Genomic DNA, 12,940 nt, shown 5'->3' on the forward strand with positions numbered 1-12,940 from the left:
GGACTCATAAGGTCTTTCAAGGGAGATAAAACGTATGAATAAAGTATTTGTTGCTATTGATTTCCCGCCGGAAAAAGGAGGAATTCATGATTATGCCTACGGGCTTATTTCGCAGATTCCTGCAGAGGAGACCACGGTTCTAACGAACAAAATTAAGGATGTTGCCGAATCCGAACAATTTGACCGGAAGGCCGATTTTGAGATTATTCGAAAACGAATTTATTGGAACTCGAATAAAATCCTGTTAATTCTATCGCAGTTTATTCTAATCATGCAGCTTATTCTTCTGAAATGGCGTAAGAAAACAGAGGAAATACATTTTGTTAATGTCTTCCCGGTTGGTATCGCAGGTCCGGTAATGAAAGCTTTTTTCGGGATTAAATATTTCCCTTATGTTCATGGTCTGGATGTCATGGGGATGGTGAACAGCAGGTTGTTTCCACTCCTATTATTCATTTTAAGACGCTCTGACAAGGTGATTGCAAATAGTCAGTATACGAAGTCAAAATTGGTAGAGCTGGGTATTTCGGAGCTGCAGATAGTCATAATTCCACCGGGATTAAACGTAAGTAAATTAAACGGTTCTACTGGACTTCACGAAGATATCCGGGATAAATATGATCTGGACGGTAAAAAAGTAATGATTACCGTTTCTCGTCTCGTTGAACGCAAAGGTCATGATGTCACGCTTAAAGCCATGAGCCAAGTGATTGAACGGATTCCAGATCTTAAATATGTAATATGCGGTGATGGCCCCTATAAAGAACAGTTGGAACGTCTGGTGAGACAGTACGGGTTGGATTCTGTAGTTGTTTTCACAGGGCGGACGACTGACCATGAGCTGCATCAGTTATATGAATGTTCTGATCTGTTCATTATGCCTAGCCGTGATATCAAGGAAAAAGGTGATGTTGAAGGTTTCGGCATTGTATTTCTTGAGGCCAACTACTACAGATTGCCTGTAATTGCCGGGAATAGTGGTGGAATTCCCGATGCGGTAAAGGATGAAGTTACCGGTTATCTCGTAGATCCTCTCGATGAAAAGGAAATAGCCGATCGTATTGAAGAATTGATTACAGATGAGGGACTGGCCAGAACGATGGGGAATAACGGTTACGATTGGGTTATCAATCATTGTCTGTGGTCGCATCGCGGACAGCTGTTGAAACAATTAGCCTAAAATAAAAAGATTTGGGGTGAGTTAATGAGAGCTTCAGTATCCATTTGCACACACAACAGAGCGATAGACACGATGCAGGCTGTTGAAAGTGTTTTGAATGGGGACACGGGTAGTGTTGATTACGAGATTCTGGTTATTGATAATAATTCAACAGATAACACCAAAGAATTATTCGACTCTCTTAAGATGCCAGCGCATGTTCGCTATATTTTCGAGCCTCAATTAGGATTATCTTATGCAAGAAATAGAGCAATACAGGAAGCGAAAGGGGAATTTATTTTATTTCTGGATGATGACGCACTAGCTTGTTCGACTTGGATTAAAGAAGTCATTAAAATTTTTGATATGGATTCCCAAATTGGTTGTGTTGGTGGGAAAATAGTACCTATCTGGGAAGGTGGGAAACCTGATTGGATACCACAGGATATCGTTAGTCTGTACACACTGATGGATTTTTCTAGCGAGATTGTGGAAATGCAGGCGCCCTCTATTCCTTTTGGAGCTAACGTAGCATTCAGAATGAGTATTTTCCAACAGATAGAACCATTTAGAGAAGATTTAGGACGTGTCGGCAGCAATTTAATGTCGAGTGAAGAAAGTGAACTAATCGGTAGGGTTCGCTTAGAATATAAAGTTTTTTACAGTCCATACGCTATTGTAGAGCACAAAATAGCAAAAAGTAGGCTGACCAAACGTTGGTTGCTGCGAAGAGTGTATTGGCAAGGCATTAGTGATGCAACACGTTATAAGAAGAGTGGATGGGGAATATTCAAGCATACGGTAAGGATTGTTCAGGCGGCATTATTAATATTAATCTCATTCAATAATGTGCAAAAGGTCATGAGTGAAATGGCAAAGATATCTTATCGTAACGGGACGATCGTAGGATCATTCCGAAACAGCAGAGGACTGAAAGCCTGATGAACATGGCCATTGCCAAGAAGCCAAGACAGCTCAGCATGCTGCAGACCATTCTTATGACCAGTGCTGCCAATATTCTTATTATGGCTGTGACGACACTTACTTCTATTATTACAGCCCGAATGTTCGGGGCAACCGGTAAAGGTGAACTTGCTGCTGTACTGTTCTGGCCTGCTTTTATATCTGGTCTGGCTGCATTCGGTCTGCCAACCTCGTTAATCTACAATGTGAAAAAGAACATAAATCAATTACCAATATACATCAGCATGAGTTTTGCGGTTCAAATTCCGATCAGCATCATAGCTGGGATTGTTAGTTGGTTTGGCATCTCTTCCTGGCTCTCCGGATATTCGGAATCTGTCGTTTCCATTGCGCGCTGGTATACGGTATCCATGGTTCCGGTGATGCTGTTGATGGGCGCGCTTGCAGCAGCAGCTCAAGGGACGGATAAGTTTCATATTTACAATTTATCGAGACTGCTTGCACCCTTGTTAAATCTTACTGGGCTTGTACTGTTATGGATTACAGGTATATTGACGGTGGAAAGTGCAATTATCGTTAGTTTTGCAGCCAATATACTCGTATTAGTATGTTACATGTATGCCATGCGTCAGCAAATATTCAGTTCGGTAAACAAATTGGCTGGTCAATTCAAAGCCTGTATTCACTTATTCAGTTATGGCATTCGAGTATATGGTGTAGAATTGCTAGGTACGTTGTATAACCAGTTTGATAAAATTATTATTTTGGCGCTGCTTACGCCCAAAGATTTTGGGCTGTATTCGGTTGTTTTTGCTCTCTCCCGAATGTTTAATGTAGTCCAGACTGCGATAACGAATGTGATCTTTCCAAAGGTCGCAGGCATGGAACAAGAGAAGGTACTGACTCTTGTAGGCAGAGCCTTTCGAATCAGTATGGTTCTTATGACGATCATCATCATACCTAGTATGCTGATTGGTCGTTTTTTTATTGGATTGTTATTCGGACCGGAGTTTCTTGAGGCTAGTGGTGTATTTTACTTATTATCATTGGAATGCATTGTTGGCGGAGGATCCTGGATTTTGGCATCTGCATTTAATGCGCTGGGGCGACCTGGTGTAATTGTACTCCGGCAGATCATTGCTTTGGCTGTCACCATTACTTTATTTTTTGTACTCACTCCACTACTAGGTCTATACGGGATAGGGCTAGCTTTATTGCTGGGTTCCTTTGTACGTATATTGATGTCGTTGGCATCGATATCTATTATTTTCAAAATGCCCATGCACAAGATGCTGTACAACAAGGAAGATATTATTTTCCTGAAGGAAAGATTGAGAGAGAAAAACTTATTCAAAGGAGCCGGAAAAGATGCCAAACGTGCAAAGAACTCATCCCATGGATGAGTTGAAACAAAGACTTGAATCAATTCTGGAGGTCATACCCTCAAATTCCAATATTTACTATGTTGATTATCCTGTTCATAGCAATTGTGGGGATCTTCTTATTATGAAGGGAACAGAGGCTTTCTTTAAAGATCACCGTATTCATGTCACCCATAGATATAGTGTTCATGATTTTGATTATCAGGTTGAAATACCACGGGATCAAATTATTGTACTCCATGGTGGAGGGAACTTTGGTGATTTATACGAAGCACACCAAAAATTGAGGGAAACTATTGTTCAGCATTATCCGAATCATAAGATTGTGATTCTTCCTCAGACGATATTTTATAAAGATCAATCTGCTCTCCAAAGAACTGCTGCCATTTTCAATAAACATCCAGATCTCCATATATATGTTCGGGATGAAATGTCGTATCAGGTTGCTTCAGAGCGTTTCAAGTGTGAGGTGACTTTAATTCCTGATATGGCGCATCAATTATGGCCCATTGAATTAAAACGATCTCCGCGTAAAGAAAAGTTGAATTTCTTGAGAACAGATATCGAACAAATCTCTCAGCAATCTTTGATTTCATCAGAGGAGCAAGGGGATTACTTGGATTGGCCAACATTATATAACAGATATGAAAAGAAACTGATTCACTACATTAGTAAAGGGCTAAAAAAGCGGACGACACGAGCCATTTCACAATTTTTATGGATGAAATTTAGTGATTATCTGGTGAACAAGGCTATTCGTTGTTTCGCGGACTATCGCATGATTCATTCTTCCAGATTACACGGGCATATCCTGTCGTGCCTTATGGCAAAACCCAATGTCTTGATAGATAACTCCTACGGGAAAAACTCGGGATATTATCGGGTATGGACTCATGAAGTTAACACGGCAAACATGGATTCCTCCTCAAAAGCCATCTCTCCTCCTGCGCCAAAGTATATGGAATCAACCGCAACAGTCTGAAAAATCCGGGCTCAATGTGTTTAAAATATAGAGAGTGGAGTGATAACCATGAGAATCGTACTTCTCTCCGGTGGATCAGGTAAGAGGTTATGGCCCTTATCCAACGATACGAGATCGAAGCAGTTCCTGAAAGTACTGGAGGGCCCCGAAGGGCAGACTGAATCCATGGTGCAGCGGGTATGGAGGCAGCTGCAGCATACGGGGCTAAGCGAACAGGCCACGATTGCAACGAGCAAGCCACAGGTGGAGATTTTACGGAGTCAACTCGGCGATGAGGTTGATCTTGTCGTAGAACCCGAACGCAGAGATACCTTTCCCGCAATTGCCTTGGCAGCTGCCTATCTGTACTCGGTACAGGGTGTCAGTCTGAACGAAACGGTCGTTGTACTCCCCGTTGATCCATATGTGGAGGAATCCTTTTTCTATAAAGTCGCGGAGCTTGAAGGAGTGTTGGATAAGTCTGGTGCGGAGCTCGCATTAATCGGAGTAAAACCCACGTATCCTTCAGAAAAATACGGTTATATTATTCCTGATCTACATGAAACCGAAAAATATAACCATTACGCCAAAGTATCACGTTTTCAAGAAAAACCCTGTGAGACTGAAGCGGCAGAGATGATCGAACAATCTGCCCTTTGGAATTGCGGGGTTTTTGCATTCAAGCTGAACTATCTGATTAATCTGCTGATCTCACTTGAGCTTCCAATTCAGTATGAAGAGATGCTCAAACAATATGGAAGATTACAGAAAATCAGCTTTGATTACCAGGTCGTTGAGAAAGCCGGTCATATTGTGGTTACACCTTATGACGGATATTGGAAAGATCTCGGCACATGGAATACGCTGACGGATGAAATGAGCACACATATTGTGGGCAAAGGTGTAATGACCAACAGCTCAGTGAATACACATCTGATCAATGAGTTGAACATCCCGGTGTGTGTGCTGGGGGTATCCAATTTGATTGTTGCGACCAGTCCGGATGGCATTCTGGTCAGTGAGAAAGAGGCAAGTCCGCAGATTAAAGAGGTTCTTAAGGATGACACTCAACGCCCTATGTATGAGGAACGCCGCTGGGGTTGTTACAAGGTGCTTGATTACACGCGTAATGCAAGAGGAGAAGAAGTATTAACCAAACGCATTATCGTTGGGTCAGGTAAGAATTTTTCTTATCAGTACCACCTCAAACGAAATGAAGTATGGACAGTTGTTTCGGGACAAGGCGAATTGATTCTGGATGGTGAACTGAGATTACTTAATCAGGGGGACATCATTTCCATTATGGCAGGCAGTAAACACAGTGTAAAAGCCGTAACCGAGCTTGAAATCATTGAAGTTCAGATGGGCAGTGAGCTGGTGGAAGAGGATATCGTGCGAATAGAGATGGAATGGACAGATATTATCCAAAATTGCGTGAATTGGGGGAAAACAAGATGAATATCGCGGTGATTGGAACAGGGTATGTAGGTCTTGTATCGGGAGTATGCTTTTCGGAGATCGGCAACCAAGTCATCTGTGTGGACAACAATGAGGCCAAAGTAAAGATGCTCAACGAGGGCAACGTTCCTATCTATGAGCCCGGCCTCAAAGAGTTGATGGCTTCCAACATGAAAGCAGGCAAATTATCGTTCACCTCCAATATTGCTGAAGCGATTAGCCAGTCGGATATTATCTTTATCGCTGTAGGCACGCCTTCTCTTCCGAACGGTGAAGCCAACCTGAGCTATGTGGAGCAAGTAGCTATAGAGATTGGAAGTCACATTGAAAGCTACAAAATTATTGTGACCAAAAGCACCGTTCCTGTAGGCACCAATGATCGTGTCCGTGAGCTGGTTAGCAGTATGTCATCTCAGCCTTTCGACGTGGCTTCTGTTCCCGAGTTCCTCCGGGAAGGATCAGCGGTCAATGATACGCTGAATCCTGACCGGATTGTTATTGGAACAAACAGTGATCGCGCAATTAAATCACTAAAGAAACTTCATCGGCCATTGACGGAGAACCTGATCATTACAGATATTCGATCAGCCGAAATGATTAAATATGCTTCCAATGCATTTCTAGCAACCAAAATCTCATTCATTAATGAAATATCGAATATATGTGAAAAAGTAGGGGCTGATGTTACACGAGTGGCCGAAGGCATGGGCTACGATAAGCGTATTGGAGCTTCCTTCTTGAAGGCAGGCATTGGTTATGGAGGTTCATGTTTTCCAAAAGATACACAGGCGTTAATTCAGATTGCAGGCATGGTCGATTATGATTTCAAATTATTAAAATCCGTTGTTCAAGTAAACCAGGATCAGCGTTTTCATGTCATTCACAAACTGGAAGAGGCACTGGGATCTTTAAAAGGAAAAACAATTGCTGTCTGGGGATTAGCGTTTAAACCGGAGACAGATGACGTTCGGGATGCTCCAGCGATTGATATCATTCAGCATTTAAGTGATGCTGGTGCAGTAATCAAGGCTTATGATCCCATTGCGACTGCAAATTTCCGTAAAGAGGTAGATGTAGCCTCCATTACGTGGGAAGAGAATCCACTTCACGCTGCTGAAGGAGCAGACGCTTTGTGCGTGTTGACTGAGTGGAAGGAATTCGCTCATATCGATTTGAATGAACTTGCCGAGATCATGAAGGATCCAATCATGATTGATGGTCGTAATTTGTATAGTGCTGAACAGGTTCAGGCGTCAAATCTTCAATATTATTCGGTTGGTCGTCCGGGTTTGACGAAACTGGAAGGGAAAGCGGCAGCAATCATTTAACAGCTATTCATCATCTTGAATGTGAGTGAGGAAGAACCCATGAAAAAGTGGATGAAAGTTACCATCTGGATTGTTTCCTTTTTTGTCGTCGTTGTGTTTGGCTATGCCATATATCTCTACCAATCCGTTAAATCAACCGCTGACCAAATTTATGAGCCTCGAAATCCTGTAAAGCCCGTCTCGGTCACAGATAGCAGAGGTGGGCTACGGGTGGATATCAACAGCAAAGAGCCTTTCAATGCACTGATTTTGGGTGTGGATGAACGTCCGAATGATCGAGGACGCTCGGATACCATGATTGTACTGAGTGTGAACCCGGGGAAAAAACAAGTGCTCATGTTTAACATTCCAAGGGATACACGAACAGATATTGTGGGACACAACACAGTAGATAAGATCAATCATGCTTATGCCTTCGGAGGCGTGGACATGTCGGTAAATACCGTCGAACGATTTCTGGGAGTCCCCATTCATTATTATATGAAAGTGGATATGGAGGGCTTTGCCAAAATCATTGACCTGGTCGGAGGCGTGGACGTAAATAATCCTTTTGCCTTCGATTATGAGGGCCAGCGTTACGATCAAGGAAATATTCATCTGGACGGTGTTGCTGCACTCGGTTTTTCAAGAATGCGCTATGATGACCCGAAAGGGGATTTGGGTCGTAATGACCGACAGCGTGAGGTTTTGAAGCAGATGCTTAAGAATACCATGCAATTCTCCAGCGTACTTAATATCCAAAATATGCTGGATGAACTAGGTACTCATGTCAGAACAGATGTTACTTTTGATGAAATGAAGGAACTTCTCCTCGAATATCGTAATGATCTGGAGAATGTGGATACGGTGGAGATTCAGGGTAAAGGCGAGAAAATCAATGGGATTTATTATTACATTGTGGATCAACAGGAACGGGATCGTATTCACGAAATACTTGAAAAACATTTGGAGCAATAAACAGAAATAATGAAAGGTTTATGAAAGTGGTGGGACTTTGTTTATGGAGGAGGAGTACGGAAAACGAAGACATAAGCATAGACGTAAACAACGACCTTATGTTTATATCTTGTCACTTCTGCTGATTGCCGGCTGGATTTTGGTGATCTGGCACTTTTCTACACAATCTTATCAGCAGCAGACCATCCAGCCTTGGCTGCATAAATGGTCTGAAAAGGTGAAGATCGGATTTGCACTACCCGATGTGCAATTCACATACGGTGAGCTTGATTATTCCTTAAGACAACGACCGTATGATTTTGTGGAGTTCATATTTCGAAAAAGTGCACATTTATTTGTATATGCTGTGCTGGCAGTGCTTATCTATGGTGGGATGAGATATAGGAAAATTCATATGTGGGCTTGTTTCGCTACTGCCCTGACCGTGATAGTGATTATCGCTTCCATTGATGAATATATTCAGCAGTTCAGCCCTAACCGGACGAGTTCAATCCGGGATGTGGGTGTGGATCTGCTTGGCGGATGTGGAGGAATTGCCTTATATATGGGTGTTAATGCCGTTTCCAGAAGATTCAGATATCCGAGGCGATCTTCAGCCAAAAGAAAGTGATTTCCCAGGAAATGCTGCTTGTCTAGTTCCCGCTTCTACTTGCCTGCTATCCATCATAAGTATGGAAGTAGGACAAGGGGGACGGGGCATGCTGCGAAGAAGGAACCGGAATGCGTTACTTAAAAAGATCGGATTCATAGCACTTGTACTGCTGCTGTTGTGGCTCATAGGCAGAACCATCCCATATTTGTTTCGTGCGGATGCACCAGATGAAGCTGCTGCCATTGCCGAAGAGTTTTACAAATATGAGCAGACGGGTGATTTCGGCAGTTCATGGGAGTTGTTTCATCCGCTGATGAAAGAACGTTTTCCCAAAAGCGTCTATTTACAGTCCAGAGCGCATATTTTTATGCAGCATTTCGGGGTGGAAACCTTTGATCTGGAGATGGAAAAGCCGGAACGTGAGTTTGATGTTACAGTAATGGATGGCGTTAAACCATTCGCAGAGGCGTATCGCATTGGTGTTACCCAGAAGTTTACGGGAACCTTTGGTCAATTTAAAATCGTGCAGGATTGTTATATCGTAAAGGATGGGGACGATTGGACGCTGCTTTGGTATTATCCAAAGAAGGGAGATACCGAGACCGAGCGGGACAAAACCGAATGATAGTATAAACCCATACTATGAACCGAATTGTATCATTAGTACGTGAAAAGGCTCTATAAATGTGAGACTTTAGTCGCATTTATAGAGCTTTTTTTGCATTTCATTTCTTTTTAAACCCGCAAGGGGTTGACATTAGTCCCGGTGTCAAGTAAATTACGAGTTAGATACATAATGTATCAAAATTCATCGTCTAACGACAAATAACAGGGACTTCATTGCTCCTTGTGAGGGGAAGGAATATCATTGATCGAAATGGACCGCTTTTACTGTGTCAGTTGTGGGATGATTGTGTCGGTCGCTAGAGGCTCTGTCGAACTAAAGGAAGAGGACTGTGGAGGCAATCACGTATTTCGCACCGGATTTTATCGGAGTGAAATGCCGCTTGGATGCTGTGAAGCGTGTGTAGTTCATATGAAACGTCAAGGGAAATCCCAGTTTGCGGGACAATATACTAAAGATTATGATACACTATCTTCATATGAGAAACGGGCATGATGCGAATGTCCGTTGATGAAGGAGGAAATGGAATGCAGCAGGAGCCGGTTGTCCGTCTTCAAGGCGTCAGTAAAATCATCTCCTCCCGATCATTGGTCAGTGACCTGACTCTGGATATTTCTCCGGGGCAGGTTTTTGGTTTTTTAGGACCCAATGGGGCGGGGAAAACAACAACGATTCGAATGATGGTAGGACTCATGTCCATCAGTCAAGGTGATATCATCATCTCGGGACACAGTGTAAAGAATGAATTTGAACAAGCCATAGCTCAGGTTGGGGCCATTGTCGAGAATCCGGAAATGTACAAATTTCTGACAGGATATCAGAATCTTGTTCATTTTGCCCGGATGTCACCTGGCATTACGAAAGAACGTATTGCCGAGACCATTGAACGTGTAGGACTTACAGCCCGCATTCATGACAAGGTCAAGACCTATTCTCTGGGTATGCGCCAGCGTCTGGGTGTAGCTCAAGCCATATTACATAAGCCAAAGTTATTGGTATTGGATGAACCCACCAACGGACTTGATCCACAGGGAATACGGGAACTTAGAGATTATTTGCGTCAGCTCTGTCAGGAGGAAGGAATCACCGTCTTTGTATCCAGCCACTTGCTGTCCGAGATGGAGTTGATGTGTGATACCGTTGCGATTATCCAAAATGGCAAATTGATTGATGTGAGAAATCTCAGAGCTGAGGCGGGAGTAGACGTACTAACTGAGGTTGCTTTTGAGGTAAATGATGCCCCGCGTGCAGCCGAACTCATTAGCGAGGCTACAGTTCAGGGCAATGCCATTGTGATTCGTTTATCCCGTGAGCAGATTCCGGACTTGAATGCGAGGCTGGTTAGTGAAGGGTTCCAGGTATACGGTATCCGTAATGTAACCCATACGCTGGAAGATCAATTTTTGCAGGTGACTGGGGGCGGAAGCATTGGGTAGCTTTTGGAACTTGGTTCTGAATGAGAATATGAAAATTTACCGTAGATCGCTCACTTGGACATTTCTCTCCATTCTTGCGATTTTCTCGTTATTATTACCAGTTTTGTTTAGACAGGGTATGGGATCGACTGGGATTTCAATCTGGGAGTCAGCCTCAACAACAGTGGGGATTGTTTTTGTATTTCTTAATAGTATTTTTTGTGTTGTCATTACAACTGAAGTGGTAGCAGGAGAGTTCACTTGGGGAACAATTAAGCTGCTGCTCATCCGGCCGTGGTCACGAAGCAAAATTCTGGCATCCAAATATGTGGCAGTGATTGGTTTCAGTCTCTTAAGTACACTGCTTATTATCATTCTGGCGACGGGAATGTCGTACATCCTGTTTTCACAATCAGTGCCGTACGACCAGGGTGATAGTGTTAATACTGCTGGGCGCGTTATTGCATCATGGGGATTTTCCTACGTTGATCTTTTTATTACTATCGCAATTGCCTTTATGCTCGCCATTGTGTTTCGATCAGGAGGATTGTCCATCGGGATATCTCTATTTATTATAATTACCAGGAATCCGTTGTCTTTGATTTTCAATCCGAACCGTTATGAATGGACGAAGTATGTCCTGTTTACTAATATGGATCTTGGAAAATACATGGACTCTGCAACAGGATCAGGACTAATTACCGAAGCCAATGCAGGCATGACACTTGGCTTTTCTGTTGCTGTGCTAGCTGTATATTATGTCGTTTTTATGTTGATCTCATGGGTTGTATTCAACAAAAGAGATGTGGCAGGCTAATCGCCTGCTTCTTTTTTTTGCCCAATTTCTCCTTCAGGATAGAAAAGTGAGTATATTCAGCATCCGCTGTGGCATGACTAGCATTTAAGGGTACATATAATTATGCATGAGAATACGGCTTGGAATGGAACATGCTGCCAAGATGTATTTAGTTGAAATACATACATATTATCGCCGCAGTCGGTATTTGGCAGAGCAGCGTATGGAGGGATCACGTTACTTGATAAACAACAAGTTTTATCGCATATGCACAGCCATTATTTTGCTGCTGCTCATCGTGTATTTGGGGGATAAAGTCAATTTTATTTTCAGTCCTCTGACCTCACTGATTCACATCATCATCATTCCGCTGTTGATTGCCGGTTTCTTCTATTATCTGCTGCGTCCACTCGTCGATTATATGGAACGGCACAATATGAAACGTGCATTGTCAGTCCTAATTATTTACGTGGTGATCGCGCTGATCATGGCAGGATTTAGTGTGCTCGTATGGCCTTCATTACGTGAGCAGCTATTGAATTTTGTAGAAAATGCCCCGGTACTGATTACTTCCCTTAGTGATCAGTTGGGTGAATTCGAGAGAAGCGGTTTCATTTCAAAATATCTACCTGAAGATTCCGATCTGTTCTCGCGCTTCTCTGATTTTCTGAGTCAAGGGATTGCCCAGGTTACGGATTACGTATCCGGATTGTTCTCGGTTGTATCCAATCTGGTCATTATTCTGGCGACATTCCCGATCATGCTGTATTACATGCTCAAGGAAGGCAGTAAATTTGGAACCAATCTTACACTGTTGCTCCCTAGACGTTACCGTAAGGATGGAGAAGAGGCGGTACGTGAAATCGATGAAGCTCTAAGTGGCTATATTGTGGGTCGTGTCATTGTCAATGTAGCCTTGGGCATCCTGATGTATATCGGTTTTCTGATCCTTGGTTTGCCATATGCACTTCTTCTGACGGTAGTGTCCATTATTCTGAACTTCATTCCTTATGTGGGTGCCTTGCTGGCAGCCATTCCTGTTGTCATCGTGGGGTTTATTGAATCCCCTTCAATGGCGATCTGGTCGCTTGTCATCATTGTTATCGCCCAGCAGATCCAGGACAATCTGATCTCTCCTTATGTCTATGGCAAACAGTTAGATATTCATCCGTTAACTACCGTCATCTTGCTGCTTGTAGGGGCGGATCTGGGAAACATTCTCGGGATGATCATCGTTATTCCACTGTATATGATTATCAAAATCATTTTCCGGAAGATTCAGAATCGAATCGTTGAAGACAAGGCAGATCCAGCCAATTAATTCAACTACGGTGTAACGAACT

General features: G+C 42.9%; 12 protein-coding genes. All 12 read left to right on the top strand.

Annotated features, from left to right (window positions below; all coding sequences use genetic code 11):
- The first annotated feature begins 34 nt into the window (after positions 1–34).
- Positions 35–1,180: a glycosyltransferase family 4 protein gene (locus tag MHB49_RS07450; RefSeq protein ID WP_405155646.1), complete on the top strand. Its 1,146-nt coding sequence runs from the start codon at positions 35–37 to the stop codon at positions 1,178–1,180.
- A gap of 24 nt (positions 1,181–1,204) precedes the next feature.
- A complete protein-coding gene (locus tag MHB49_RS07455) occupies positions 1,205–2,101 on the top strand; it encodes a glycosyltransferase (protein ID WP_348773248.1) in 897 nt (298 codons plus the stop codon).
- Complete coding sequence (locus MHB49_RS07460) at positions 2,101–3,486, top strand: lipopolysaccharide biosynthesis protein (RefSeq protein ID WP_405155647.1); 1,386 nt, start codon at positions 2,101–2,103, stop codon at positions 3,484–3,486. Before MHB49_RS07455 ends, MHB49_RS07460 begins: the two co-directional genes overlap by 1 nt.
- Positions 3,452–4,447, top strand: a complete 996-nt coding sequence (locus tag MHB49_RS07465) for a polysaccharide pyruvyl transferase family protein (protein ID WP_405155648.1) — start codon at positions 3,452–3,454, stop codon at positions 4,445–4,447. The genes MHB49_RS07460 and MHB49_RS07465 overlap by 35 nt, the downstream gene beginning before the upstream one ends.
- 48 nt (positions 4,448–4,495) lie before the next feature.
- On the top strand, positions 4,496–5,884 hold the full coding sequence (locus MHB49_RS07470) for a sugar phosphate nucleotidyltransferase (RefSeq protein ID WP_405155649.1): 1,389 nt from the start codon (positions 4,496–4,498) through the stop codon (positions 5,882–5,884).
- Positions 5,881–7,212, top strand: a complete 1,332-nt coding sequence (locus MHB49_RS07475; protein ID WP_405155650.1) for a UDP-glucose dehydrogenase family protein — start codon at positions 5,881–5,883, stop codon at positions 7,210–7,212. The genes MHB49_RS07470 and MHB49_RS07475 overlap by 4 nt, the downstream gene beginning before the upstream one ends.
- A gap of 39 nt (positions 7,213–7,251) precedes the next feature.
- A complete protein-coding gene (locus MHB49_RS07480) occupies positions 7,252–8,169 on the top strand; it encodes an LCP family protein (RefSeq protein WP_405155651.1) in 918 nt (305 codons plus the stop codon).
- Between the two features lie 43 nt (positions 8,170–8,212).
- Entirely contained in the window at positions 8,213–8,779 is a 567-nt protein-coding gene (locus MHB49_RS07485) for a VanZ family protein (RefSeq protein ID WP_405155652.1), read from the top strand.
- 88 nt (positions 8,780–8,867) lie between these two features.
- Positions 8,868–9,386, top strand: coding sequence for a hypothetical protein (locus MHB49_RS07490; protein ID WP_405155653.1), 519 nt, complete (start codon positions 8,868–8,870; stop codon positions 9,384–9,386).
- A gap of 527 nt (positions 9,387–9,913) precedes the next feature.
- The gene (locus tag MHB49_RS07495) at positions 9,914–10,822 is read left to right on the top strand and encodes an ABC transporter ATP-binding protein (RefSeq protein WP_247901259.1); all 909 of its coding nucleotides are present in this window, start codon (positions 9,914–9,916) and stop codon (positions 10,820–10,822) included.
- The gene (locus tag MHB49_RS07500) at positions 10,815–11,618 is read left to right on the top strand and encodes an ABC transporter permease (protein WP_405155654.1); all 804 of its coding nucleotides are present in this window, start codon (positions 10,815–10,817) and stop codon (positions 11,616–11,618) included. Before MHB49_RS07495 ends, MHB49_RS07500 begins: the two co-directional genes overlap by 8 nt.
- Before the next feature lie 202 nt (positions 11,619–11,820).
- The gene (locus tag MHB49_RS07505; protein WP_405157071.1) at positions 11,821–12,918 is read left to right on the top strand and encodes an AI-2E family transporter; all 1,098 of its coding nucleotides are present in this window, start codon (positions 11,821–11,823) and stop codon (positions 12,916–12,918) included.
- Positions 12,919–12,940 lie beyond the last annotated feature (22 nt).

The organism is Paenibacillus sp. FSL K6-0108, from assembly GCF_045040695.1.
Classification (GTDB): Bacteria; Bacillota; Bacilli; order Paenibacillales; family Paenibacillaceae; genus Paenibacillus; species Paenibacillus pabuli_B.